This is a genomic window from Solwaraspora sp. WMMA2056, from assembly GCF_030345095.1.
GTDB lineage: Bacteria > Actinomycetota > Actinomycetes > Mycobacteriales > Micromonosporaceae > Micromonospora_E.
The window spans coordinates 2787963-2814537 of record NZ_CP128360.1 but is presented as its reverse complement, the minus strand read 5'-3'; the positions used below and the strand labels follow the sequence as shown (position 1 = coordinate 2814537).

The 26575-nt window shown below is 72.5% G+C and carries 21 protein-coding genes; 3 read left to right on the top strand and 18 right to left on the bottom strand.

Annotation, left to right across the window (positions count from 1 at the left end; all coding sequences use genetic code 11):
* Positions 1–162: 162 nt before the first annotated feature.
* Together O7608_RS12875 and O7608_RS12870 are read right to left on the bottom strand one after the other, a co-directional pair.
* Complete coding sequence (locus O7608_RS12875) at positions 163–1422, bottom strand: PucR family transcriptional regulator (protein WP_289210186.1); 1260 nt, start codon at positions 1420–1422, stop codon at positions 163–165.
* Positions 1419–2888, bottom strand: a complete 1470-nt coding sequence (locus O7608_RS12870) for an aldehyde dehydrogenase family protein (protein WP_289210185.1) — start codon at positions 2886–2888, stop codon at positions 1419–1421. The genes O7608_RS12875 and O7608_RS12870 overlap by 4 nt, the downstream gene beginning before the upstream one ends.
* Positions 2889–2982: 94 nt before the next feature.
* On the opposite strand from O7608_RS12870, the gene O7608_RS12865 reads away from it, so the two are divergent.
* Both O7608_RS12865 and O7608_RS12860 read left to right on the top strand, forming a co-directional pair.
* The gene (locus O7608_RS12865; protein ID WP_289210184.1) at positions 2983–4044 is read left to right on the top strand and encodes an NAD(P)-dependent alcohol dehydrogenase; all 1062 of its coding nucleotides are present in this window, start codon (positions 2983–2985) and stop codon (positions 4042–4044) included.
* Positions 4045–4289: 245 nt separating this feature from the next.
* Entirely contained in the window at positions 4290–6494 is a 2205-nt protein-coding gene (locus O7608_RS12860; protein WP_289210183.1) for a cytochrome P450/oxidoreductase, read from the top strand.
* Between the two features lie 182 nt (positions 6495–6676).
* Here O7608_RS12860 and O7608_RS12855 read toward each other — a convergent pair whose 3' ends face one another.
* Complete coding sequence (locus tag O7608_RS12855) at positions 6677–7747, bottom strand: TauD/TfdA family dioxygenase (protein WP_289210182.1); 1071 nt, start codon at positions 7745–7747, stop codon at positions 6677–6679.
* A 365-nt stretch (positions 7748–8112) separates the two neighbouring features.
* Positions 8113–8772: a TetR/AcrR family transcriptional regulator gene (locus O7608_RS12850; protein ID WP_289210181.1), complete on the bottom strand. Its 660-nt coding sequence runs from the start codon at positions 8770–8772 to the stop codon at positions 8113–8115.
* Positions 8773–8869: 97 nt separating this feature from the next.
* Between O7608_RS12850 and O7608_RS12845 the strand changes: the two genes are divergently transcribed.
* The gene (locus tag O7608_RS12845; RefSeq protein ID WP_289210180.1) at positions 8870–9856 is read left to right on the top strand and encodes an alpha/beta fold hydrolase; all 987 of its coding nucleotides are present in this window, start codon (positions 8870–8872) and stop codon (positions 9854–9856) included.
* Positions 9857–9941: 85 nt separating this feature from the next.
* On the opposite strand, the gene O7608_RS12840 is transcribed toward O7608_RS12845, so the two are convergent.
* From O7608_RS12840 to O7608_RS12775, 14 genes are all read right to left on the bottom strand, one after another.
* A complete protein-coding gene (locus tag O7608_RS12840) occupies positions 9942–11564 on the bottom strand; it encodes an amidohydrolase (RefSeq protein ID WP_289210179.1) in 1623 nt (540 codons plus the stop codon).
* Entirely contained in the window at positions 11561–13534 is a 1974-nt protein-coding gene (locus O7608_RS12835; protein WP_289210178.1) for an oxidoreductase, read from the bottom strand. The genes O7608_RS12840 and O7608_RS12835 overlap by 4 nt, the downstream gene beginning before the upstream one ends.
* The gene (locus O7608_RS12830) at positions 13534–15096 is read right to left on the bottom strand and encodes a gamma-glutamyltransferase (protein ID WP_289210177.1); all 1563 of its coding nucleotides are present in this window, start codon (positions 15094–15096) and stop codon (positions 13534–13536) included. Before O7608_RS12830 ends, O7608_RS12835 begins: the two co-directional genes overlap by 1 nt.
* An 18-nt stretch (positions 15097–15114) precedes the next feature.
* On the bottom strand, positions 15115–15747 hold the full coding sequence (locus tag O7608_RS12825) for a cyclase family protein (RefSeq protein ID WP_289210176.1): 633 nt from the start codon (positions 15745–15747) through the stop codon (positions 15115–15117).
* An 86-nt stretch (positions 15748–15833) separates the two neighbouring features.
* Positions 15834–16646, bottom strand: coding sequence for a creatininase family protein (locus O7608_RS12820; RefSeq protein WP_289210175.1), 813 nt, complete (start codon positions 16644–16646; stop codon positions 15834–15836).
* Positions 16647–16725: 79 nt separating this feature from the next.
* Positions 16726–17181 carry a cytidine/deoxycytidylate deaminase family protein gene (locus O7608_RS12815; protein ID WP_289210174.1) on the bottom strand — a complete coding sequence of 152 codons (456 nt, stop codon included), beginning with the start codon at positions 17179–17181 and terminating at the stop codon, positions 16726–16728.
* Entirely contained in the window at positions 17178–17942 is a 765-nt protein-coding gene (locus O7608_RS12810; protein WP_289210173.1) for an amidohydrolase family protein, read from the bottom strand. The genes O7608_RS12815 and O7608_RS12810 overlap by 4 nt, the downstream gene beginning before the upstream one ends.
* Positions 17939–18946, bottom strand: coding sequence for an ABC transporter ATP-binding protein (locus O7608_RS12805; protein ID WP_289210172.1), 1008 nt, complete (start codon positions 18944–18946; stop codon positions 17939–17941). Before O7608_RS12805 ends, O7608_RS12810 begins: the two co-directional genes overlap by 4 nt.
* Positions 18943–19986: an ABC transporter ATP-binding protein gene (locus tag O7608_RS12800; protein WP_289210171.1), complete on the bottom strand. Its 1044-nt coding sequence runs from the start codon at positions 19984–19986 to the stop codon at positions 18943–18945. Before O7608_RS12800 ends, O7608_RS12805 begins: the two co-directional genes overlap by 4 nt.
* The gene (locus O7608_RS12795) at positions 19983–20675 is read right to left on the bottom strand and encodes an alpha/beta fold hydrolase (RefSeq protein ID WP_289210170.1); all 693 of its coding nucleotides are present in this window, start codon (positions 20673–20675) and stop codon (positions 19983–19985) included. The genes O7608_RS12800 and O7608_RS12795 overlap by 4 nt, the downstream gene beginning before the upstream one ends.
* A 7-nt stretch (positions 20676–20682) precedes the next feature.
* Positions 20683–21735, bottom strand: coding sequence for an ABC transporter permease (locus tag O7608_RS12790; protein WP_289210169.1), 1053 nt, complete (start codon positions 21733–21735; stop codon positions 20683–20685).
* On the bottom strand, positions 21732–22601 hold the full coding sequence (locus O7608_RS12785; RefSeq protein ID WP_289210168.1) for an ABC transporter permease: 870 nt from the start codon (positions 22599–22601) through the stop codon (positions 21732–21734). Before O7608_RS12785 ends, O7608_RS12790 begins: the two co-directional genes overlap by 4 nt.
* Positions 22602–22631: 30 nt before the next feature.
* Positions 22632–24278, bottom strand: a complete 1647-nt coding sequence (locus O7608_RS12780) for an ABC transporter substrate-binding protein (protein WP_289210167.1) — start codon at positions 24276–24278, stop codon at positions 22632–22634.
* A 185-nt stretch (positions 24279–24463) separates the two neighbouring features.
* Entirely contained in the window at positions 24464–26440 is a 1977-nt protein-coding gene (locus tag O7608_RS12775; RefSeq protein WP_289210166.1) for a primary-amine oxidase, read from the bottom strand.
* Positions 26441–26575: the final 135 nt, after the last annotated feature.

Below are 26575 nucleotides of genomic sequence, written 5' to 3'. Positions count from 1 at the left end.
CAAACGATATGCCGTCTTGCATTGTGATGCAGGTTGCTTAGCGACGTACTTTGCCTGCGGGCCGGCGGCCTGTCAACGCCTCGACCGAAACTGGCTCAGCGACGTAACGTGCCTGTGATCCGCGGGCCGCCAGCAGCCGCCAAGATCGCGATCGACCTGCGGTTATCCGGCATCGGCCGCGATGATCAGCAGCTCCCGCGCGACCAGCGCGGTACGCAGCACGGCAGCCGTCGACGGATCCAGCGGATCCACCCCCAGCAGCCGCTTGATCAACCCGACCCGGTAGCCCACCGAGTTACGGTGCAGATGCAGTTGCTCACTCACAGCTTGCCTGCTGCCCCCACTGGCCAACCAGTGGTCCAGGGTGCGCAGCAGATCGTCACGGCCGGCGATCGGCCCGAGGTGGCGGTCCACGTACCAGTGCAGCCGCTCGTCCGGGACCGCCAGCAGCAACTGGGCCAGCCCGGCCCGGTCGAACGGCAACTCACCGGCCGGCCCACCAGGCGACAGCCCCGGCGGACCGGCCGGATGACGCAGCAGCAGCCCCAGCAGCAGCCGCGCGTCGCGGAACGACTCCGGCGTCCGACCCGGATCGGCGACCGCGCGACCGCAGGCGACCAGAACCTGTCCGGCACCGACGATCTGCTCCAGCCGGCGGCGCAACCGGGCGACCTCCCGCTGCGGGTCGTCGTGCAACAGCGTCCAGCCGTACCCGTCCTCGATCAGCACCGGCCGGTCCAGCCAGGTCAACGCCGAGGCCCACCGCCGTCGCTGGGCACCCGTGTAGCCCAGGGCGACCGCCGCGTGCGGCTGGTCCAACCGCCAGCCGTACGCGGCGGCGGCCCGCAACAGCTCCTCGGGCCCGGCCACGGCCCCCGCGCCGGGGCCGTCACGCAACGCCCGCAGCACCGCATCGGCACCGACCGGTACGGGCGGTTGCGGCGGCTCACGGCGTACCGCCTCGATCAACAGCGCGGTGACCGCGGCCCGGCCGTAGTCGAGCTGGCGTCCGTCGACCGGCTCGGCCAGCAGCAGTACGCCGAGTCGCCGGCTGCCGGTCCCGACCGGTACCGCCCGGCCGAGCCAGCCGTCGGTGCACCGCACCCGCTCGGCACCGAGCAGGTCGGGGTCCGCCACCCGCGCCCCGGACCAACCGCCCCGGCGGCGGTCGACCCCGCCGCCCGCTCCCCCGGCACCGTCGTCCCGGCCGCTGTCGCCGCTGTCGGCCAGCAGGTCACCAGCCGGGCCGACCAGGCGTACGCCGGTGCCGGTGACCTCGGCCACCCGGGCCAGCAGCACCGGCCAGCCGGCACCGCCGAACGCCAGATCGGTCAGCCACTGGGCGAACTGCTCCGGGTCCGGCTCGGCCGCCACCGACAGCCGTGGCCGCGCCGGTACCGGGCGTTCGGCCGGGCCGGTCACGTCGGCGGTCGATCGAGCAGCCGGACCGCGACGGCCTTCTCCTGGGTGTACTCGCGCAGCGCCGCGTACCCGCCACCCCGGCTGAACCCGCTCTCCTTCTGCATGTTGAACGGGAAACCGATCACCCCGGCGTCGTGGAACTGGTTGACCGTCACCTGGCCGCTGCGGGCCTGCCCGGCGACCCGCAGGGCGCGGGACACGTCCGAGGTCCAGATGCAGCTCAGCAGGCCGAAGTCGGTGCCGTTCATGATCGACACCGCCTCCTCGGTGGTCCGGAAGCCCTGGACGGCCAGCACCGGGCCGAAGACCTCCTCACGGGCCAGCCGCATCGTCGAGTCGACGCCGTCGAAGACCGTCGGGGCGACGTACCAGCCGTCGCCGGACCCGGACGCCGCCGACGCCCCGCCGGTGACCAGGCGTGCCCCGGCCGCCGGGGCCTCGGCCAGAAAGTCCCGGACCCGCTCGTACTGAGCCTGGCTGACCAGCGGACCCATGTCCAGGTCCTGGTCCCAGGAGCCGACCCGGACCTGCGCCATCGCGGCGGCGATCCGCTCGACCACCTCGGCGCGGATCGACTCCTGTACCACCAGGCGGGAACCCGCGTAGCAGTTCTGCCCGGCGTTCTCGGTGATCGACGCGACGATCGCCGGCACCGCGGCGTCGAGGTCGGCGTCGGCGAAGACGACGTTCGGCGACTTGCCACCGAGTTCGAGCTTGACCGGCACCAGGTGCTCGGCGGCGGCCCGCATCACCGCGCGGCCGGTGACCGTGGAGCCGACGAAGCTGATGTGGTCGATGTCGGGGTGTCCGGTCAGGGCGACCCCCGCCTCGGGCCCGAGCCCGGTGACGACGTTGAGCACCCCGGGCGGCAGGCCGGCCCGGCGGGCCAGCTCGGCCAGCGCGAACGGGGCCAGCGGTGCGATCTCCGAAGGCTTGAGCACCACCGTGTTGCCGGCGGCCAGGGCCGGGGCGACGTTCGCGGCGGTCAGCACCGCCGGCACGTTCCACGGGATCACCACCGCACAGACCCCGTACGGCTCCGGCTGGGTGTAGCCGAAGTAGTCCGGGGTACGGGTGGGCAGGGTGACGCCGGTGAGCTTGTCGGCGGCACCGGCGAAGTAGTCGACGATGCCGTGCGCGATGTACATGTTGAGCCGGCCGCCGGAGCGGGGTTTGCCCACGTCACGGGCCTCATGGACGGCAAGGTCCTCGACATGGGCGGCGATCAGGTCGGCCCATCGGCGCAGCATCGCGCCCCGCTCGCTCGGCGACGTGGCCGCCCAGGCGGGGGCCGCCCGGCGGGCGGCGGCGACGGCGCGGTCCACGTCGGCGGCGCGGGCCCGGGCCACCGGCTGGATCGTCTCCCGGGTCGCCGGGTCGAGGACAGGGAGTTCGCCACCGTCGGCGGCCGCCTCCCAGGCACCGTCGATCAGCTGGCGGGCAGCGGGAATGTCCAGGTCAGCCATGGTGGAATCCTTGACCCTTCATGTTCCGCATGTCAAGATGCAGTCTCGCTTTGTGAGTCATCGGGGAGGTCGTGTGCGCATCACGGCGGCGGTTGTGAACAACGCGGGGGGTCCGTTCGCCCTCGAGGAGGTCGAACTGGCCGGGCCCCGTCCGGACGAGGTGCTGGTCCGGGTGCACAGCGTCGGCATCTGCGGCACCGACCTGGAGTTCGCCACCTTCTTCCCCACCCCCGCCGTACTCGGCCATGAGGGCGCGGGCGTGGTCGAACAGGTCGGCGAACGGGTCACCGGAATCTCGGTCGGCGACCACGTCGCGATGAGCTTCACCTCGTGCGGCACCTGCTCGCTCTGCCTGACCGGCAGCCCGGCCTACTGCCGCAGCTTCGACGCGGTCAACTTCACCGGCCGCCGACCCGACGGCAGCAGCGCGCTGTCGCGCGACGGCGAACCGGTCAACGGGCACTTCCTCGGTCAGTCGGCGTTCGCCAGTCACGTCGTCGCCCCCGCCCGCGCGGTGGTGCCGATCAGCAAGGAGATCGACCTGCGCCTGGTCGGACCGTTCGGCTGCGGGTTCGGCACCGGCGCGGGCGCGGTGCTCAACGTGCTCCGGCCACCGGTGGGGTCGACGATCGCCGTGTTCGGCGCGGGCGCGGTCGGTGTCGCGGCGATCCTGGCCGCCAAGGTCGCCGGCTGCTCGACGATCGCCGCCGTCGACGTCAACGCCGACAAGCTGGACACCGCCCGGCTGCTCGGCGCCACCCACGGCGTCGACTCGCGCTCCGGCGACACCAAGGAGCTGCTGGCCGCGATCGCACCGCACGGCTTCGACTTCGCCATCGACGCCACCGGCCGCGAAGAGGTGGCCCGCACCGCCGTGGAGGCCCTGGGTCCGCTGGGCCGGTGCGGGATCGTCGGGGTCGGCCCCAGCGAACAGATGAGTTTCGACTGGCGCAGCATCCTCAACGGACGCAGCGTCACCGGGATCATCGGTGGCGCCAGCCTGCCCCAGGTGTTCCTGCCGAAACTGCTGGACCTGCACACCGCTGGGCGGTTCCCGGTCGACAAGCTGCTCAGCTACTTCCCGTTCACGCAGATCAACGAGGCCGTGGCGGCGGTCCGCAGCGGTACGGTCGGCAAGGCCGTCCTCACCTTCTGACCCTCCATGATCGCGACGATCTTGCAGTTATCGAGAGCTTTTGTCCGATTTCCCGGTCGATAAGCGCAAGATCGTCGCGATCATGAGGCAACGCGGAGACCCTGGCACGACAGGCAGGCGAGTTACAGTGTCTCAAGGTGAAACGTTGTCTCGTAATGTGAACACGATTACTCTCGGCGACAGACACCCAGTGGCGCGGCTGGGAAACACCGCGCGGTAGCCAGCATCCGTGGAGCTCGTGCGCCATGACTGACTTCGACCACCACTCCGCCACGTGCAACGCCGACCCGGTCGGGTACTACCGGACGTACCGGGAAAAATGTCCGGTCGGGCGGACCGCCGCGCACGGCGGCTTCGTCTACACCACCCGGTACGCCGACGTGGTCCGCGTCGCCCGCGACGACGACACCTTCTCTTCCGCCAGGGCCACCGCCGGCGGCGACGGCACCGCCATCGTCATCCCGCGCGGACCCGGCCTGGAGCAGTACCCGATCGAGCTGGACCCGCCGGCCGCCACCGGCTACCGGGACCTGATCAACCCGCTGCTCACCCAGGACGCGGTGGCGAAACTCGCCCCGATGATCGCCCGGCACACCACCCGCGTCGTCGACGCCTTCATCACCGAAGGCTCCGTCGACTTCGTCCGCGACCTGACCAACCCGCTGCCGGCCGCCGTCACCCTGGACTGGCTCGGCTTCCCGGAGTCGGACTGGGCCAAGCTGGCCAAGCCGATCCACGACATCTTCGCCGCCCTGCCCGGCAGCGACCGCGCCATCCGGGGCGCACAGGGGCTGGCGTACCTGGACGAACGCATTCGGGACCTGATCCGCGACCGGCGCGCCGAACCCGCCGACGACGCGGTCAGCTACCTCGCGGCCCAGCGCCGCGCCGACGGTGAACTGTTCAGCGTCGACGAACTCGTCTCGGTGATCGGGCTGCTGGTCGCCGGCGGCGTCGACACCACCACGTCGCTGACCGGATCCACCCTGGTGCACCTGAGCCGTCACCCCGAGCAGCGCCAGCGGCTCATCGACACCCCGGACCTGCTCGACAGCGCCACCGAGGAGTTCCTGCGGGTCTTCGCCCCGTCGCAGTCGATGGCCCGCACGGCCCGCGCCGATGCCGAGGTCGGCGGCTGCCCGGTCAGCGCCGGCGAGCGGATCCTGATTCCCTGGGTCGCCGCCAACCACGACCCGGCGGTCTTCCCCGAGCCCGAACAGGTCCGCCTCGACCGTGACGCCACCCGTCACCTCAGCTTCGGCATCGGCAGCCACCGCTGCGCCGGCGCGCACCTGGCCCGGCTGATGTTCCGCGAAATGATCACCCAGGTGCTGACCCGGCTGCCGGACTACCAGGTTGTCACCGACGGTCTCGTCGGCTACCCCACCAAGGGGAACCAGACCGGCTGGGACGCCATCCCGGCCGTGTTCACCCCCGGCCGCCGCGCCGCCGACGCGGCGACCGGGGGTATCCCGGTGGCGAGCCGCCCAGGTGGGGACCGGGAACTGGTCGTCCAGGCGGTCACCCGGGCCGCCGACGAGGTGCTGGAGGTACGGCTGGCCGCCGCCGACGGCGCACCGCTGCCGGCCTGGGCACCCGGCGCCCATCTGGAGGTACGGCTGCCCTCCGGTCGACTCCGGCAGTACTCGCTCTGCGGTGACCCGGCCGAAACCGGGCACTACCGCATCGGCGTGCTGCGCGAGACCGCCGGCCGGGGCGGCTCCGTCGAGCTGCACACCGTCGCGGCCACCGGCGCGACCCTGACCGTACGGGGACCACGTAACCACTTCCCGCTGGTCGACGCCCCCGCGTACCTTTTCCTGGCCGGCGGCATCGGGATCACCCCGATCCTGGCCATGGTCCGCGAGGCCGTCCGGCGCGGTACGCCGTACCAGGTCGTCTACGGCGGCCGCAGTCGCGCCTCGATGGCCTTCGCCGACGAACTGGCCGCCCTCGCCGGTGACCGGGCCGCCCTGCTCCCGCAGGACGAGGCCGGACTGCCCGACCTGGCCGCGCTGATCGGCGGCGTCAACGACGGCACCGCCATCTACTGCTGCGGACCCGGCGCGATGATCAACGCCGTGGAGCGGGTGTGCGCCGACGCCGGCCGGAGCGGGCAGCTGCACGTGGAACGCTTCGCCGCCGGCGACGACCTGGAGGTGCCGTTCGACCCGGCAGCCAACACCGAGTTCGACGTGCACCTGGCCCGCACCGGCGTCACCCTGCGGGTGCCGAAGGACAAACGGATGATCGAGGTGCTACGCGAGGCGGTACCCGGGCTGACCTACGACTGCGAGAAGGGGTACTGCGGCGCGTGTGAGACGCGGGTGCTGGCCGGTACGCCGGAACACCGCGACTCGCTGCTCACCGCCGACGAGCGGGCCGCCGGCCGCAGCATGATGATCTGCGTCGGGCGGTGCAGCTCGCAGCGGCTGGTGCTCGATCTCTGAGCCGGCTGTACGACGACAACGCTGAGCCAGCCGTACGACGGCGAAGGGCGGGACCGGATGAACCGGTCCCGCCCTTCGCGTGATGTCACCGATGCCCTGGCACCGATGCTGGTCGGCTTAATGCGGACGGCCCGGCACGCTACAACGTTGGAGCGTGTCGGGCCGTCCACGTACCGGAGTGGTCAGTTACCCCACTCGATGTTCACCTCGGCCGCCTCGGCGATCTGGAACCGGCCGCCCGGCACCACGTCCGCCGCGCCCCGGTCGCTGACCACGTTCTTGCCGAAGCCGTCGACCAGCGGGCGGCCGACGTCGCGCTTGAGCCACAACCGCAGCAGGTGGCGACGACGCTCCGGCTCCGGGTAGTCGACGTAGCCGGTCCGCGAGTGCAGGGCGGCGTAGTTCAGCAGCCACTGCACGTCCCCGGGCTGGAAGTTCATGTCCAGCGCCAGACCCGGCTCCTGGGAGATCTCGTCGTAGAGGTGCAGCAGCTCGATCTGCGCCTCGGTGAGGCGCGGCACCTCGGGGTAGTCCTGCGCCGAGAAGATCATCGAGCTGCCGGCGTACGTGCTGAAGATGCCGTCGACGTAGCTGCAGATCGGCGACTCGTAGGTCTTCGCCGGGGCGTCGTGGTCCTGCTTGTACCAGTCCCAGTGCCACGGCTCGAACAGCAGCGGCGCCAGGTCCGGCCGGCGGCGCAGGATCTCGTTGTAGATGGTGGTACCACTGACCAGGCTGCTCGCCCCGCCGTCCTTCGCCGCGCGCAGGCACATCAGCGCGACGACGTCGGAGCTGTCGGAGTGGAACGGCAGCCGGTCACGCACCCGCGACGGCAGCGCCGACGGGTCGTCGAGGGTCTTGTTGGAGGTGGCGATGACGTGGTCGAGCACGTCGCCCATCTGGTTCTGCGCCATCGGTACGCCGAGGTGCAGCCCCATCACGAAGAAGATCGCGCCGGCCAGGGTGTCGCCGTACTCCTCGGTGCGCAGGCCGCGGACGAGGATGAAGCCACGGCCGGAGTCCATCTGCTGGGCGCACTCGGCGTTGAGGCCGGCGCAGACCGGCAGCGGGTAGTCGGCGGCGGTCACCGTACGCAGGTCGGGGTCGTCGGCGACGAACTTGCGGCCGACGGTCTCCAGTTCGGTCCGCTCGGCGTCGCTGAGGTGGTAGATCCATTCGGTGGACGTGCTCAGCTCGTCACCGCGCCAGGCGGACGGGCCGGAGATCGGTGCGAGGTCGATTGCGGTCGTCATGATGATGCGCTCCGAGGTCGTCGATTCTGATGGGAGAGTGCCGGTGTCCCGGTGCGACGCAGGTGGCGTTTCTGCACCGGTGCTTCAGGACAGGGCTGGCTTCCCGCCGGACCGGCGGCGCACACGTGCGCGGCGGTCGACGGGACTCGAAATCAGAACGGGGTCTGCGGGTCCCCGGCAGCGGTCCCGGGGCGCATGCCCTCGCGCGGCGGGTGGACCCGCAGCGGCTCCTCGTAACCGCGCACCAACAATCCAGAGCCTTGCGGAACTCGGATCATGGCGTTCTCCTGCGGCTATGTGGTCGTGCGATCCAGCCTAAGCCAGCGCCCGTCGGCCGTCAACAGAGACGCCGTCTCGCAATACGATCAATCTTGGCGGCTCTCGGCGGGGGTGCCAGCCCGACTCTCGGCGGGGGGTGCCAGCTGACGGAGCGCCCGGTCGAGCAGGTCGACGAGCGTGTCGGCGGCCCCGGCCGCATCGAAGCCAGGGTCGGCGAGGCGCTGCGCCACGATCGCGTCGATCGCACCGTTGACGATGACGGCCGTACTGCGGGAATCGACCTCGGCGCGGTAGTCGCCGGCCGCCCCGGCCGCGTCGATCAACCCCGCGACCACCGCCTGGCGGCCCCGGTCGTCCGGGCTGTCGGTGACCCCGGCCTCGGCGGTGATCGCCTCGATGATCATGCGAGCGTGATCGGGACGGGCGTCGAGGTGGCCGACCAGCGCCCGGATGTACGCGTACAGGGCCTGCGCGCCCGACTGGTCGGCGACCGCCGCGCCGACCGCGCTGGTGAGCGCGTCGATCACCGACTGGTACGCGGCCCGGACCACGGCGCCCTTGGTCGGAAAGTGGTAGAGCACGGCCGCCTTGGAGACCTCGGCGGCCTCGGCGATCCGGGCCAGCGACGTGCCGGGATACCCGTGCTCGGCGATGAGGTCGATGGTCACCTGGACGAACTGCGCCCGCCGGGCTCGCTCGGTGATCGTCAGCGGTTTGCCCGCCAGGTCCGGACCGGTCGATGACATGGGGTGAGCTTACCGGTCAGGCAGAAATTCTACCGTGCGGTTAGACTTCTGACCGTACGATAAGTCCGCCGACCCGGAGCCCGCAAGGAGGACGCAGGTGCGCCGTCCACTCCCCCGCCCGCGCCGCCGCTGGCTGATCATCGGTGGCGCCGCCCTGATCGCCGTCACACTCCTGATCGCTGCCCTCGCCATGCGCGCCCCAGCGCCGGTCGGCCATTTCACCTCGGCCGCCGCGCACGACCGCTTCCTGGCCGCTTACCGGCAGGCCATGGCTGAGCTCCCCAGGCCCGATCAGACCCACGACGTGCGGACCAGCTACGGCGTGGTGCGGCTCTACCACTTCGCCGGTGCCGAGCCGGACGCCAATCCGCTGCTGCTGTTGCCGGGCCGGACGGCGGCCTCGCCGGTCTGGGCCGACAACCTGCCCGCGCTGCTTCGACTGCGCAGCGTCTACACCATCGACCTGCTCGGCGAGCCGGGGATGAGCATCCAGCAGCGGCCGATCGAAACCCCCAGCGACCACGCGCAGTGGCTACACGAGGTGCTGGTGGAATTGCCGGAGCCGGCCATCCACCTGGTCGGGCTCTCGATCGGCGGCTGGACCGCGATGAACCTGGCGGTGCACCGGCCGGAGAAGATCGCCAGTGTCACCCTGCTCGATCCGGTCCTGGTCTTCGCTGACCTGTCCTGGCAGGCGATCCTCCGGTCGATCCCGGCCAGTGTCCGCTGGTTCCCCAGGTCATGGCGCGACGACTTCGCCAGCTGGACCGCCAACGACGCGCCCGTCGAGGACGTACCGGTCGCCCAGATGATCGAGGCCGGCATGCAGACGTACGCGCTGAAGCTCTCCGCCCCACACCGGATCACGCCTGAGGACCTGGCCGGGGTACGGACTCCGACGCTGGCGCTGCTCGCCGGCGAGTCCCGGATGCACGACACCGCCGAAGCGGCCGAGGTCGCCGACAGCACGCTGCCCGAGGCGACCGTGGTCGTCTACCCGGACGCCTCCCACGCCATCAACGGCGAGTACCCGGACCGGATCGCCGCCGACATCGCCGACTTCCTCGCCGCGTCCGGTCGATAGCCGCCCAGACCCGGCCCTGGGGCAGCGGCCTCGATAAGGCCGGAAACGTGGCCAGCAGTCGTCGGGGGCTGCGCGAGAGCCCGACTCACTCCACCGTGTAGCGGACCTCGCCGGCGACCACGGTGGCCAGGACGGTGCCGGCGAGCAGCGCGTCGGCGTCCGGGGTGAGCGGATCGACGTCGAGCACGGTCAGGTCCGCCGGCTCGCCGACCCGCAGCACGCCACCGCCCCAGCCGGCCTGCGGACTGCCCGCCACCTGCGCCGCGCCGGTAGTGAACAGTGCCAGCGCCTCGGCGGCGGTGACCGCCTGATCCGGCCCGAGCGGCTCGTCGCGGCCCCGGACCCGACGGGTGCGGGCCTGCCAGATGCCGTGCAGCACCGACATCGGCGGTCCCGGCCCGTCGGAGCCGCCACCGACCGTCACGCCAGCGTCCAGCCAGGTTCGCAGCGGGTTCGCGGCGGCCGCCGCCGGCTCGCCGAGCCGCTCGATCAGGTTGAGCCCGAACGCCCACTGCAGCGCCGGGTGCGCCGACACCGGCACGCCGAGTCGCCGGGCGGTCGCCATCGCCGCCGGCCCCGGCCCGAGGTAGGCGTGGATCAGGTGGAAGCCCAGGCCGGCGATCGGCGTACCGGCCGCGACCTCGGCGAAGACCGACAGGGTCAGGTCGATCGCGGCGTCGCCGACGGCGTGCACGCCGACGCCCCGACCGTGCGCCGCCGCAGCGGCGCAGTGCGCCCGCACCGTCTCGGTGCGCAGACTCTGGTTGCCGTGGTAGCCGTCGGTGCCCGGCCAGGGCGACGAGCGCAGTGCGGTGCCGAGCGAGCCGCCGCCGTCGAGGAAGAGCTTCGTCGGCCCGGCGCGCAACAGCCCGGGTGCGACCCTGTCAAGATCAAGTTCATCGAGGGTACGCCGTACCTGCGCGTCGTCCACGTCGTCGCCGCCCAGCGGCATCGCGACGGTGCGCAGCCGCAACGCGCCGGACCGCCCGGCGGCGGCGTACGCGGCCAGTTCGGCGGCCGGCAGCGCCGGGTCGACGGCGGTGGTGATGCCGTGGGCGAGCAGTTGCGCCTGTCCGGCGGTGATCCAGTCGATCCTCGTCCGCTGATCCGGCTCCGGGATCACCGCACGGACCAGGGCGACCGCCGGATGCTCGACGAGCAGCCCGGTCGGGCTGCCGTCGGCATACCGGTCGATCCGCCCGCCCGGCGGGTCCGGGGTGGCGGCGGTGATCCCGGCCAGCCGCAACGCGGTCAGGTTGGCGATGCCGTCGTGGCCCTTGCGGTCCAGCAGCACCGGCCGACCCGGGGCGGCGGCTTCCAACTCGGCTGCCGACGGCAGGCGGTGTTCGGCCAGGTCACCGGGGTCGAAGCCGGCGTCGGCCTCGATCCACCGGCGGGTGGGGTACCGGCGGGCGTACCGGGTGATCCGGTCGCAGATGTCGCGGACGCTGGTCGCGTCGTCCAGGCCGACGCGGGCGGCGGCCCGGCCGGCCCAGATCAGGTGCACGTGACTGTCGACGAAGCCGGGCAGCACGACCCCGCCGGGCGGGGCGAGCTGCGGCGTACCAGTGGGGACGGCATCGCGGACGGCGCGCAGGTCACCGACGGCGACGATCCGGCCGGCGCGCACCGCCACGGCTTCGGCGCGCGGGCCGGCCGGGTCCATCGTGTGCACGTCGCCGACGACCAGCAGGTCACCGCCGGTCACGATGTCACCTGCCGGATGGTGAGCGCGTCGTGCAGGGTACGGGCGGTGTCCGCCCCGGCGTGCACCGCGTCGTGCAGCCGTGCCGGGCGCAGCGCGTCGCCGCAGCGCAGCACCGGTCGGCCGGCGGCGACCGCCGTAGCATCGTCGTACAGGTCGTTGCGGGGCTCGCGGCCGACCGCCGCGACGATCAGTCCAGCCGGCACCGTCTCGCCGTTCACCTGCACCTGCCGTTCCTCGATGATCCTGGCCCGGCCGCCGAGGACGAGCCGGACGCCGAGGTCGGCGAGCAGATCGGTCCAGGTCGGCGGGTCGTCGGGGGGTTCGGTGTCGAGCACCCGGGTGGTGTCGCCGATCAGGGTGACGTCGGCACCCCGGCGGGCCAACGCGGCGGCGGTGCTGGTGCCGGTCCGGCCGGCACCGATCACCACCACCGGGCCGTCGGACGGCGGCGGCACAGTGCCGCGCAGCACGTCGAGCGCGGGTACGGCACCGGGCAGCACCCGCTGGTCGCTGCCGGTGGCGACCACCAACCCGGCCCACTCCCCGCCCAGCTCACCGGGGTGCAGCGGGGCGTCGACGACCTCGACGTCGCTGGCCGCCAGCCGGGCCGTCAACCAGCGCAGGTACGGGGCGAAACTGTCGTGCACGCCGGTGTCCACGGCGTCGCGCAGCGCACCGCCGAGTCGGCCGCCGGTGTACAGGCGGACCCGGTGGCCACGCTCGGCGAGTGCGTGGGCGGCTTCCAGGCCGGCCGGACCGGCGCCGGCGACGAGCACCGGCGGCACACCGGCACCGGCGACGGGCACTGGAAGATCCACCGTGGACCGGCGCGGCGCGGTGCGATCCGGTCGACTCAGCGCCGGGTTGACGGTGCAGGCGACCGGACGGCCGACCAGGGCGGCGCGGGCGTGGCAGCCGTCGTTGCCGCGTACGCACGGACGGATCCGGTCGGCGGTGCCGGCCAGGGCTTTCCCGGCCCAGTCGGGGTCGGCGAGGAAGGCCCGGCCGAGCGCGACCAGGTCGGCGGCGCCGTCGCGGATCAGGGTGGCGGCCTGCACCGGGTCGGTCACCCCACCGCAGGCGATGACGGGCAGTCCGTACCGGCGCAGGTCACCGGCCGACCGCCAGGCGGCACCGGGCGGTACGGCGGCCGGCGGCACCTGCCGTACCCGGGTCTCGTGGTTGCCGGACGAGACGTGCACGGCGTCGACCTGGCCGGCGGCGGCCAGGGTGCGCACCAGGGCGGCGGTCTCGGCGAGGTCCTGGCCGCCGGGCTCGTGGTCGCGGTCGGACAGCCGTACGGTGAGCGCCACCTCGGGGGGCAACGCGGCCCGGCAGCGGGCGACGACCTCCAGCAGGATGCGGCGTCGCCGGGCCGGGTCGCCGCCGTAGCCGTCGGTACGGCGGTTGGTGTGCGGCGACAGGAACCCGGCGAGCAGGTAGCCGTTGGCGGCCTGGATCTCCACGACCCGGAACCCGGCCCGGGCGGCGCGGTCGGCGGCCCGGGCGAACCCGGCGACGACCTCGGCGATCTCGTCGACGGTGATGGAGCGTGGGCGCAGCCCGAGGCGGCGTTCGATGGTCGGCCAGGGCACCTCCGAGGCGGCGACGGCTTCGCCGGGCAGGGTGCGTTGCCGGCCGGCGTGGGCGATCTGCAGACCGGGCACCGCTCCGGCGGCGGCGATCCGCTCGGCGACGGCGGCGAGCGCGGCGGCGTGGTCGTCGCTGGCGATGCTGAGATGGCCGGGGAAGCCGCGGGCGGTGTCGTCGTCGATCGCGGTGAACTCCACGATGGTCAACGCGGCACCCCGGCCGACCCGCCCGTAGTGGTCCCGGTGCCACGGCTGGGCGAACCCGGCGGCGTCGGCCGCGCCGGTCGAGGTGGGCGCCTTGACGATCCGGGACCGCAGCCCGACCGGCCCGAGTCGGTACGGGGCGGCGAGCACCGCCGCCGCGTCGGCGGAGTCCATCAGCCGCCTCGCAGCACCCGGGCGGCGCCGTCGGCGCGGGGGTCGCTGGCGGCGTCGAGGCCGGCCGGGGTGAGCCGGGCCAGTTGCACGTGCCCGGCGTCGTCGTGACGCTGCGGCAACTGGACCACCTGCAGGTCGAGGTCGGCGGCGGTGGCGCGCAGCGCGTCGGTGTCCGGGGTGTCCGGCTCCAGCAGCAGGCTGGGCCGGTCCTGGCCGACGTCGCGGGCACCGATCACCCACCGGGGGCGGGCCAGCAGCCCGGCCGGGTCGGTGGTGGTCAACGCGTCGGCGGCGACCTGGGCAAGGATCCACGGCTGAGCCCGGCCACCCTGGCAGCCCAGCGCGAGCACCCGGTCCGGGCCGGTGGCGATCGCCGGGCAGAGGGTGTGCGGTGGGCGGGCACCGGGGCGCAGCCGGCCGGGGTGGGCCGGGTCGAGGCTAAACACCGACCCCCGGTTGTGCAGCACCAGGCCGGTGCCGGGTTCGCAGATGCCGGCACCGAAGGTCTGGAACACGCTCTGGATCAGGGTGACGGCGGTGCCGTCGCTGCCGACGGCGGTGACGGCGACGGTGTCCCCGGCAGGTTTCGGACCGGTCGGCGGGGTCGGTCCGGTGGGGGTGCCGGTGCGCAGCAGCAGTCCGTCGAGGTCGATCGGGCCGGTCCGAGGGTCGCCGAGCAGGGCGTCGCGCCGCTGCTCGGCGGTCCGGGCGGTGGTCAGCGCGGCCGACAGGTGGTTGGCGGGGGCGGTGGTGGTCGCTGCGGTGGCAGTAGCAGTGTCGGCGGTTGCTCCGGAGAGCATGGCAAGCAGGGTGGCCCCCTGGCTGGGCGGCGGGGCGACAGACCAGGTCACCTCGGAGCCGGCGGCGGCGTACCGCAGTGGGTCGGTGATCTCGGCGGCGTGGCCGGCGAGGTCGGCGGCGGTCAACGGGCTTCCGAGGGCGGCCAGCCCGGCGGCCAGCGCCTCGGCGAGTTCGCCCTGGTAGTAGTCGCGCCAGTCGGCACCGACCGTGCCGAGGGTGCGGGCCAGCGCCGGCTGACGCAGCACCGACCCGGTCGGCAGCGGCGTACCGTCGCCGTCGAGCAGCAGCGCCGCGAGGCCGGGATCGGCGCGGACCACGTCGAGGCGGCGCAGGATCGCCGCAGCCAGGCCGGGGCTGACCGGTACGCCGCCGGCGGCCAGCTCCACCGCCGGTGCCAGCACCCGGGCCAGCGGCAGCTGGCCGCCGAGGTCGGCCAGCGCTGCCCAGCCGGCGACGACGCCGGGCACGGTGACGGTCAGCGGCCCGCCCGGCGGCATCCGGTCGGCGGTGGCACGCAGCGCCGCGACGTCGATGCCGACGGCGGCCGCACCGACCGACAGCACCGCCCGGACCTGGTCGTCGGGGGTACGGACCAGCGCGATCAGGTCACCGCCGGCCGAGCACTGGTGCGGGTAGGCGACGGTGAGCGCGGCAGCGGCGGCGAGGGCGGCGTCGACGACGCCGCCTCCGGCGGCCACCACGTCGGCGGCGGCGTCCAACGCGGACGGGTGTGGTGCGGCGATCGCGATCTCGGTCGGCATGCGGATCAGTCTCGCCGGTCAGTCGCGCTGGATCAGGATGGTACGGGCGAACGCCCCGTCGGCGCCGACCAGTTTGGTGGGCAGGCAGACCAGTTCGTACTCCCCCGGTGGCACGGCGTCGAGGTCGGCGTTCTCCAGGATGATCACGCCGGAGCCGAGCAGCGCGTGGTGGGCGTCCCAGGTGTCGGTGCGCCGGTGGCTCTCGATGGTCAGGTAGTCGATGCCGATCAGCGCGACCTGCTGGTCGATCAGCCAACGGGCGGCTTCCGGGGAGAGCCCGACCCAGGACTCGGCACGTTCGGTCTCGCGCAGCGGGCCGGCCGAGTTGCTGGTCTTGAGCAGCACCCGCGACGCCCCGGAGACGCCGGCGGCGACCAGGTCGTCGACGGTCACGTCACCGTCGACACCGGTCAGGTCGGCGACGACCGCCGGGCCGACCAGGGTCTCCAGGGCGACCTCGTCGATCGGGGTGGCACCGTCGACGAAGTGCGCGGGGGCGTCGACGTGGGTGCCGGTGTGTGCGCCGAGCCGCCACCGGGTGACGTTGGAGGCGTCGCCGTTGGCCAGCGACTCGACGATCTCCACCTCGGGTTTGCGGCCCCAGTGCAGCATCTTCGGGTGGATCGGCAGGGTGATGTCGTAGATCTTCACGCGGGTCCTCCGGGCAGAGCGTGGCGGGACGGTCAGGGCGCGGGCGGTCGGGGCCGTGCAGGACGGTCAGAACCGGGGCGTGACGGTCAGGGCCGGTGGGTGGGGTCGGGCCAGGGTTCCCGGACGGCGGCGGCGACGGCCCGGGCGGTGGTGGCCACGCAGCGGTCGAACTCGGCGCGGCCGTGCTCGGCGGTGGCGTCGGCGACGTCGCGGCCCCACACGCCGGTGTCGCTGACCTGGTCCATCCGGTAGTCCCAGAAGGAGTCGACGTCGCGGTGCGAGGTGGCCTTCGCCATCTGGACCAGGTCCGGGTGCAGGTGCAGCATCACCGAGGTCTCGAAGTAGTTGGCGTGCATCAGGCCGCGGCCGTAGTAGACGTGCCCGTCGACCTCCGGCCCGGGGTACATGGTCACGTAGGCCAGGGCCCGCACCCGGGCGTCGCGGTGGCGTACCCGCAGCTTCTCGGCCGAGACGTCGAGCGAGCCGGCGTTCCAGATGTGCCCGTTGAGCAGGATGAACTGCCGGACACCGCTGGCGTGCAGCGAGTCGATGACGTCTTCGACGACGGCGATGAGGGTTTCCGGGCGTAGCGCGATGGTGCCGGCGAAGTCGCCGTGTGAGGCGGAGACGCCGTAGCCGATCGGCGGCACCACGGGTACGCCGGTGAGCGCGGAGACCTCGCGGGCGACCGCGTCGCAGATCAGCGTGTCGACGGCGAGCGGCAGGTGCGGGCCGTGCTGTTCGGTGGCACCGACCGGGACGATCACCGCATCGACCGTGGTCGCCGTCTGGCCGGCCTCCGGCCAGGTCAGGTCGGCCCAGGCAACCGGGGTGCCGGGGCCGCCGAGTTCGGCGGCGAGCGCCGCCCGGTCGAGGTCGGTGTGGGACTGGTCGGACACGGTGTTCCTCTCGGTACGTGGACGTGGTCGGCGCGGGCCGCACGGTCGTGGTCGGCGCGGGTTTCGCGGTCGGGTCGCCTCACCAGGCGCGGCGGGACTTCTCCGGGAGCAGGTCGATGGCCGCCATGGCGGTGACGGCACCGTCGACGGTGGTGATCCAGACGCGGGTCTGCGGGCTGTAGTCACTGATCAGCTCCCGGCACACGCCGCACGGGGCGATGATCCGGAACCGTCCGGCGGGTTTGATCTGGACGGAGACGACGCTGTCGACGGTGAGCGGTGCGTCCGGTGCCAGCGCGCCACGGGCCGCCCCGAGGGCGACCCCCTCGGCGCAGATGGAGCTGCGCCGGCATGACCCTTCCAGGTGGACGCCGGTGTGGATGGCACCGTCGGGGGTACGCAGCGCGGTGGCGACCTCGTGTCGGCCGGCGACCCAGACCTTCGACAGCAGCCGCTGGGCGACGTCGAGCAGTTCGACGTCGCCCGGGGCCATGTCGGCCGGCGGCGGCACCGGGGCGACGTCGGCGGCGGTCACGCGGAGATCCCGAGGAGTTTCGCCATGTTGCCGCCCTCGACCAGGGCCCGGTCGGCCGCGTCCGGGATCGCCTTGGCGATCTTCATCCGTTCCAGGTCGAAGTCGGAGCCGGGCCACTCGCTGCCGAGCAGGATCTGCTCCGGGCCGAGCCGGGCGTACGCGCGCCGGACGTCGCTGATCAGCGTCGCCGAGGTCTCCAGGTAGATGTGCGGGTTGCGTTCGGCGACGATGATCGCCTCCGGGACGTTCCACACCGCGCCCATGTGGGCGATGATCGTCGGCACCTGCGGGTGGCCCTTGGCGATCTCCTCGATCGCCAGGGGTGCGCAGAACGCGTCGTCGAGCGCGTTGATCAGCACCATCAGACCGTGTTCGGCGCAGGCGGCGAAGACCGGGTCGAGCAGACCGTGGTCGGCGACGTGGTAGCCGTGCATGCTCGGATGCAGTTTGAGGCCCTTGAGGCCGGCGTCGGCGATCCGGGCGATCTCGTCGAGCGCGTCGTCGTCGGCCGGGCGGACCTGCCCGAACCCGAACAGCCGGTCGGGGTACGCCTTCGTCAGGCCGATGATGAAGTCGTTCTCGATCCGCTGGGCCAGCGAGCAGACCATCGCCATGTCCACCCCGGCGGCGTCCATCCGGTCCAGGATGCGGCGCGGGTCGAACGGTGTGTACGGCGGCGGGGCCTGGCCGGGACGGGCACCGGTGAGGTAGTCGGACCGGCCCCGTACGTCCTGGGTGGTGTTGTACGCGTCGATGATCATCGTGGTGCGCCTCCGGTGGTGACGGTCGATGGTGCCGGGATGTCGGCCGGCACCAGGGGCAGATGGCAGCGGACCGTGCGGTCCGCGGCGATGGGCCGCAACGCGGGGGGTTCGCTGCGGCAGCGGTCGACGGCGTACCGGCATCTGGTGTGGAACAGGCAGCCGGCCGGCGGATGCGCAGGATCGGGCAGCTCGCCGGCGAGCACGATCCGCTCCCGCCCGCCGGTGCGGTCCAGCGTCGGTACGGCCGACAGCAGTGCCTCGCTGTACGGGTGCGCCGGGCCGGCGAAGAACGCGTCGCGGTCGGCGACCTCGATGATCTGGCCGAGGTACATGACGGCGATCCGATCGGCGATGTGCCGCACCACGCCCAGGTCGTGCGAGATGAACAGCATGGTCAGGCCGCGCTCGCGGGTCAGGTCGGCGAGCAGGTTGACCACCTGGGCCTGGATGGAGACGTCGAGGGCGGAGACCGGCTCGTCGGCGACGATGAACCGGGGGGACGGGGCGAGCGCGCGGGCGATGCCGATCCGTTGCCGCTGCCCGCCGGAGAACTCGTGCGGCCGGCGCCGGCCGGCGTCGCGGCCCAGCCCGACGAGGTCGAGCAGGTCGTCAACGGTACGGCGGGCCTGGGCCCGGCTCATGCCCCGGCCGCGCAGCAGCGGCTCGGCGACGCTGTCGGCGATCCGCCGCCGGGGGTTCAACGAGCTGAACGGATCCTGGAACACCATCTGCAGGTCGGCGCGGGTCTGCCGGAACACCGTGCCGCGCAGGCCGGTGATCTCCTTGCCGAGCAGTCGGATGCTGCCGGCGGTGGGTTCGGTGATCCGCAGGATGGCCCGGCCGAGGGTGGACTTGCCGCAGCCGGACTCGCCGACCAGGCCGAGGGTCTCCCCCGACCGGATCTCCAGGTCGACGTCGCGCACGGCGCGGACCGGGTCCCCGCCGCGCCCGGGGTACTCCACCCGCAGGCCGGTCAGCTGGATCAGCGGCACACCGGTCACGGCTGACCTCCGACTCGTGCGGGGCTACGGGCGGCGTGGCGGGCTGCCGCGTCGAGCAGGCAGGCGTCGAGGTGGCCGGCGTCGCCGTACCGGCGGATCAGCTCGGGTGGCGCGGTGTCGCAGCCGTCGTGGTGCAGCGCGCAGCGCGGGGCGAAGCCGCAGCCCGGCGGGCGGGTGACGCCGGTGAGCGGGCTGCCGGGGATGGCTGGCAACGCGTCGGCGACCGGACCGTCGACCCGGGGCACCGAGTCCAGCAGGCCCATCGTGTACGGGTGTTGCGGCTGGTACAGCACCTGGTCGCGGGTGCCCTGTTCGACGATGCGGCCGCCGTACATGACGGCCACCCGGTCGGCCACCTCGGCGACCACCCCCAGGTCGTGGGTGATCAGCACGATCGAGGTGCCGTGCTCGGCCTGCAGCCGTTTGAGGGTGGCCAGCACCTGGGCCTGGATGGTCACGTCCAGGGCGGTGGTCGGCTCGTCGGCGATGAGCACGGTCGGGTCGTTGGCCAGCCCGATGGCGATCATGACGCGTTGCCGCATCCCGCCGGAAAGCTGGTGCGGGTAGGCGCGGGCGTTACGGGCCGGGTTGGCGATACCGACGTCGGCGAGCAGTTCCTCGGCCCGCCGCCAGGCCTGCGCCCGGCTGACCCGCTGGTGGGTGCGGATCATCTCGGCGACCTGGGCACCGGCGCGTTGCAGCGGGTTGAGCGCGGCGAGGGCGTCCTGGAACACCACCGAGACGTCCCTGCCCCGGACCTGGCGCAGGGTGGCCTCGCTGGCGGTGGCGAGGTTGCACCCGTTGAAGTCGACCTCGCCGCTGATGTGGGTGCCCGGTGCGCGGTTGAGCCCGACCAGGCTCATCGCCAGGGCGGACTTGCCGGAACCGGACTCGCCGACCAGGGCGAGGATCTCCCCGGCGTACAGGTCGAGGTCGACGCCGGCGACGGCAGGCAGCCGTCCGGCGGGCACGTCGAACTCGACCCGCAGCCCGCGTACGGACAGTACGGGCGGTGCCGGGGCCGCCGGGGCGGAGGTCACCGGGGCGCTCCGGCGAGGCTGGCGGCGGCCCGCTCCACCAGGTCGGCCACCTCGCGGGGCCAGACCCGGGGGGTGAAGTGGCTGCCGGTGATCTCGGCGACGGTGGCGCCGGCGCGGGCCGCCATGTCCCGTTGGGTGTCCGGACGCAGCGTCTTGTCCTGCGCGGCGACCAGGTACCAGGCCGGCGTGGTGCGCCAGGCGGGCACCCCGGTGGGCTCGGCGAAGATCGCGTTGGAGCTGGGCCGCGAGTCGGCGTCGAAGCTGGCCCGTTCGTCCTCGGGCACATCCCAGCCGATCTCGGCCCAGTACTCGGGGCTGTGGTCGGAGAACCATTCGCCGTCGGGTCCACGCCGCATGTGCCGGCTGACCTCGGCCGGCGGATACCGGCCGATGATGTCCTGGATGGATTCGCCTTCGTCGGGGGCGAACGCGCAGACGTAGACGAGCCCGGCCACCCGCTCGTCCCGGCCGACGTTGGTGATCACCGCGCCGCCGTAGGAGTGGCCGACCAGCAGCACCGGCCCGGCGGTGGCGTCGAGAAGGGCGGCGGTGTTGGCCACGTCCTCCCGCAGCGAGTTCATCGGATTGGTGACCAGCTGCACCCGGTGGCCGGCGGCGCGCAGCAGCGGTGCGACGCCGGACCAGGTGCTCGGGGTGCCGCCGGCACCGTGCACCAGCACAATATCCATGATGGACTCATCCTTTCCGCAGGCGGGGATCGAGGACCAGGTAGAACAGGTCGACGGCGGCGTTGACCAGTACGAAGAGCAACGCGATCGCCAACGCGGCTCCCTGGACGACCGGGTAGTCGCGTTGCAGCACCGAGCTGACCAGCAGATTGCCGACGCCGGGATAGGAGAAGACGGTCTCAGTGATCACCGAGCCGCCGAGCAGCGAGCCGAACTGAAGGCCGAGCACGGTCACGATGGGCAGCCCGGCGTTGCGCAGCACGTGCCGGCGCAGGATGGTCCGCTCCCGCAGGCCCTTCATCCGGGCGGTCCGCACGAAGTCGTCGCTGAGCACCTCCAGCACCGAGGCCCGCACGATCCGGGTGATGAACCCGGCCATCGCCAACGCCAGGGTCGTGGCCGGCAGGATCAGGTACTGCAGCCAGGGCCAGACGAGCTCCGGCCGGTCCTGCAGGATCGCGTCGAGCAGCACGAAGTTGGTGGTGGGCCGGTAGTCGAGCTGGCTGGGCAGCCGGCCGATGACCGGCAGCCAGCGCAGCCACACCCCGAAGATCACGATGCTGAGTACGCCGAGGGCGAACCAGGGCAGCGAGAAGCTGACCGTGGCGATGGACCGGGTGGTGGTGTCCACCCAGGTGTCCTTGCGCAACGCGGCGATCACCCCGGTGACCACGCCGAGCACCACGGCGATCAGCATCGCGGCGACGGTCAGCTCGATGGTCGCCGGCAGCGCCCCACCGAGCAGGCCCAGTACGTCGTTGCCGCCGTAGAACGACCGACCGAGGTCGAGCCGGGCCAGGTCACCGAGGTAGGTGAGGTACTGCTCCCAGACCGGCCGGTCCAGGCCGAGCGCCTCGTTGATCCGGGCCTCGTTGGCGGAGATCTGTTCGGCGGTGAGCCCCTGGGTGCCGCTGACGGCCAGCGTCGACGACGGCGAGCCGGGCAGCCGGCGGATGGCCAGGAACACCAGCGAGGCGAGGACGAACAGCACCAGCGGGACGCTGGCGAGCCGGCGTACCGTCAGCATCGGCAGCGACCTGCCGCGCAGCAGCCGGATCATCGGCGGCTCCTCGGGTCCAGCGCGTCGCGCAGGTCGTCGCCGACGAAGTTGCCGGCGACCACGAAGGTCAGCGTCAGCGCGGCGGGCAGCACCACCAGTCGGGGTGCCGAGTAGATGAACTCCTGCCCGGCCTGCACCATGTAGCCCCAGTCCGGGGTCGGCGGCTGGATGCCCAGCCCCAGGTAGGACAGGCCGGCGGCGAACCCGGCGGCGACGGAGAGGGTCATCACCACCTGGGCGAGCATCGGGCCGGCGATGTTTGGCAGGATCTCCTGCACGATGATCCGGGGCGACCGGGTGCCGCCGAGGCGGGCGGCGAGGACGTAGTCCCGCGCGGCCTCGCGGGCGGTCAGCGCCCGGGCCAGCCGGGCCAACCCGGGTGACAGGGCGATCCCGACGCCGATCACCAGGCTGGTGACGCCGGGACCGCTGGCCGCGACGACCAGGATGATCAGAAGCATCGACGGGAAGGCCAGCCCGATGTCGGTCAACCGCATCAGGATCTGCTCCCCCCAGCCGCCGAGGTAGCCGGCGAGCATCCCGACGGTGGTGCCGATGGCCGCGGCGAGGCCGGTGGCGAGGAAGGCGACCTGCAACAGCGGTCGGGCGCCGTACACCAGCCGGGCGAGGAAGTCGCGGCCGAGGTCGTCGGTGCCGAGCGGATGCCCGGCCGCGCCGACCCCGGCCAGCGTCACGTTGGTCTGGCGTTCCGGGTCGGCGCCGACGAGCAGCGGGCCGACCAGAGCGATCAGGATGAACCCGATCAGCACCAGCCACGAGACGGCGGCCAGCCAGGACCGGGCGATGGAGCGCCGGGCGTAGCCGGCTCTCCATCGCCCGACCGGCCGCGCCCCTGCGACCGTCACTGCTCCCCCGGACGGGCCGAGGGGGTGGACTCAGACACTGGCGTTCTCCATGAAGCAGCGGTGGCTGCCGAGCGCGGCGACGTTGGCACCTTCGACGTTGGCGCCGGTGACCACCGGGTTGGCCGAGTAGCAGAGCATCGACAGCACCATGTACTGCTCGGCGAAGCGACGCTGGATGTCGGTGTACGCGGCGGTGCGCTCGTCGCCGTTGGGCAGGTTCTTCGCCGCGGCCAGGTCGGCGGCGAACGCCTCCGACCCGGGCAGGGTCTTGAACCCGGAGGTGAAGTCGCCGTACACACCGGACGGCATCCCCATCGCGCCGATCATGTTGTCCGGGTCCGGGATGTAGGAGTTGCGTTCCCAGATCATCAGCTCGTGGAACGGGTCGTCCGGGTCGAGCAGCCGGCTGAAGTAGGTGGCCGGGTCGACCGAGTCGGTGACCACGGTCAGCCCGATGTCGGTGAGGTTCTGCGCGACGATCTGGGCGGCACGCGGGTGCCACGAGTCGCTGGCGGCCATCAGGGCGACCTCACGACCGGTGGCACCGGCGGCCTCGATCAGCCGGCGGGCCTCGTCGGGGTCGAACCGGCTCAGGTCGGCCAGGCTCGGGTCGTAGCCGTTCTGCGACGGCGGGATGGTGTATCCCTCGGGCAGGGCCGCGATGCCGAAGAACGCCTGGGCGATGATCGCTTCCCGGTCGATCGCCAGGTTGATGGCCTGGCGCACCTCCAGCTCCGGGATCCGCCGGGCGTCGATCATCATCATGGCGTCGAAGCTGTACGGCGTCTCGTGGAAGGTCACCGCGTCGTCGGCCTTCAGCTGTTCGATCGCCGAGTACGGGGTGAACTGGGTGGCGGACAGGTCGCCGCTGAGCAGCGAGCTCACGATCGTCGACGGGTCCTGCACCTGCTGCAGCACCAACCGGTCGACCTTGGGACGGCCGGTGCGGTAGTCGTCGAACGCGGTCAGCACCACCTGCTGGCCGGCGGTCGCCGAGGAGAACTTGAACGGCCCGGTGCCGACGAGGTTCTTGCCGATGTCGGCGCCGTACTCGTCGAGGGCGGCCTTGGAGATGATCCGCCCACCGATGTCGGACAGCCGGTTGAGCACCGTCGCGTCGGGGGTGTTGAGCACCATCACCACGGTGTACTCGTCGGGGGCGTCGAGCGAGGCGACGTTGGCGCCGAGGCTGTTCAACGGCCGGGAGGCACCGTCGGGCAGGGTCGGGTCGTCGGCGTTGAACTGCCGGCCGAGACTGGCCAGCACGTCGGCGGAGGTGAAGGTGTTGCCGTCGTGGAAGGTCACCCCCTGGCGCAGGGTGAACGTGTAGGTCAGTCCGTCGTCGGAGATTTCCCAGCTCTCGGCCAGGTCGGCCTGCGGCTCGGTGGTCTCGAACGAGATGAAGGTCAGGCCCCGGCAGATGCAGTCGACGGCCATCCAGTCACCGAGCGAGGTGTAGAAAGCGGGGTCGTTGACGGCGCTGGTGGCGTCGATCCCGAGGGTCAGGGTGCCGCCGGTGGTGCCGCTGTCGTCGCCGTCGTCGTTGCCGTCAGACGCGACGCCACAGGCCGCGAGCAGGCTGCTGGCGCCGAAGCCGAGGCCGAGCAGGCCGGCGCCGCGCAGCATCGCGCGACGGGATATCAGGTTCTGTGGAAGATTGCGGAAATCGTCCGACATAGTGCGCTCCTCGGCAGGGTATGGGACGAAGATGGATTAAATTTCATCAGGATTGGATCCAAAACCATGATCTGCGGTACCCAATTCGGGACCGTATCGCGATTGTGAACGTCTGATTTCCGGACGCTCGGGCTAATGTGGATATTTCCCCGTGGCCGGTCGACTGGCGGCCGGCGTACCGGCCGTCAGTCGGCCGGCACCACGTCAGAGTCGGTCGCGCAGCAGGCGTCCGCGGTGCCCCGCGCCGCCGCCGGATCCGGCACGTCCATCGCCGGATTGCGGTCGAAGAAGCCGTCCGGCTCCAGGATCATGTGGATGGCGTCCACCGGCATCACCGGCCACTGCTCCGGGCGGGGGAAGTGGTGGGTGCCGAGCACCGGCCAGAGCACCAACTCGGTGCCGTCGATCGACCGGTCCTGACGCTGCCAGACCTGGACCCCGTCGGAGCCGGGCTCGGCGTGGTTGGGGTACTGGCCGCCGAGGAACTGCTCGCTCGGGTCGTACGGCGTGGCCCACAGATGCTGATGGATGAACGGTGCCCGGCGGGCCATCACCGAATCGGGCCGGGCGAACGACCGGGTGGTGTTCGGCAACAGCAGCCGGTAGGCGGTCGGTTCACCGTACCGGTTGGTCCGGGTGGCGCTCTCCACCCGCCAGCGCCGCGCGGTCGCCGGGTCGGTGCGCCGCGCGGCCTGCGACTCGCGCAGCAGCGGGGTCCGCACGTTGCGCACCGCGTTGCCGTACGGGTCGAGCGCCGGATCGGTCTCCCCCTCGGCATGCTCCTCGACGAGGCGGTTGTGCGGCCCGTCCACCGCCATGTCCAGGCGCAGCCCGAAGTAGTGCTGGTGGGTGGGGGTCTGCACGTTCGGTGCGACGACCCGGCCGTAGCGCACCTCGTCGCCGTCGTGAATGCCGGAGGCGGAGAGCATGCCGGTGAGCTTGACCTCCAGCTCGATGCGGCCGTCCTGGTACAGCGACCAGTAGAAGCCGTAGTCGTAGTTGGCCACCGTCTGGAAGTTCGAGATCACCAGTCGCCGGGAGCGACGCACCTGGCTGACCCCACGGCGCAGGTCGTTGTGCTTCCAGAGGACGCTGTGGTCCTCCTCGTGCATGCAGATCGCGTTCGGGATGGTCACCGGGTCGCCGTCGCCGCCGAGGTAGGCGGTGTCGAAGTAGTAGATGACGCCGAGGCAGTCGCAGCCCAGGGCCAGCGAGTTGGTCAGTGGTCCGGCACCGTACTCGCCCCAGTCGAAGAAGTTCTTGCGGTACTGGGTGGAGTTGGGGTCCAGGTACGGCACGTACATCTCGTTGCAGGCGGCCCGCTTGACCACCGGTCGCCCCTGGAACTCCAGGTCGTGCAGGACCAGGCCCTCCCGGTGGGTGAACCCGACCCGCAGCCGCCAGCCCTGCCAGCTGACCTGCCAGCCGTCGACGTCGAAGCTGGGCCCGTCGGGCTGCACCACGTCCAGCGGCTTGAGGCCGGGTCGGGTCGGCCAGGCCGCCGCCTCCAGCGGGCCGGCCTCGTCCGAGATCGGGACCACCCCGTGGTCCTCGACCTCCAGCACCTCCATGGTGGCCATGTCGATGATCGGCACCACGCCCTGCACCGGGCGGACGTAGCCGTTGTCGCCCTCGTCGACCCGGTGCCAGACGGTGCCCCAGGTCAGCCGACGGTCGGCGTAGCGCTTCGGCTCGAAGCCGCCCATCGACTCGGCGTCGACCATGACCAGGGAGACGTCGTGGATGCCCCGCTTGGCGAGCACCTCACGGAACAGCGGGCTCTGCCGGCAGGCCTGGGCGGCGGCGCGGGCCTCCTCGGAGGTGATGCCCGGCCGGCGTGGGTCGAGCGGACGCCAGTCGAGGCACCGGTCGGCGGCGCCGTCCGTTCCTGCAGTCAACGCGACGTCGATCTCCCAGGCGGTGCCGGCGGCGTGGTCCATGGCCACCAGCCCGATGCGGACCTCGCCGGCAGCGGCGGCCCCGGTGGCGACGGCACGGGCGTGGGCTTCGTCCAGCGTGGCGCCCCAGTAGCGGGTCCGCTCGCCGAGCCGGCCATCGGCGCGGGCGGCCGCCACGGCACGGGCGATCTCCGCCGGGCTCGGCGGGTCGAGCGGGTGGCTGCGGTGGGTCCGTGCGTCCGGGGTGGGGTGGCAGGCACTCACGGTTGCTCCTGTCGCCGTCGCGGGAGTCGTCCCGGGGTGGTCCGGCTCGCCTGGGTCGGTCTGCGTCGGGGTCGGTGCGGCTGCGGCGGGCCGGTGCTTCCGGAAAACTCCCTGGCCAAGGTAGTCTCGGATACT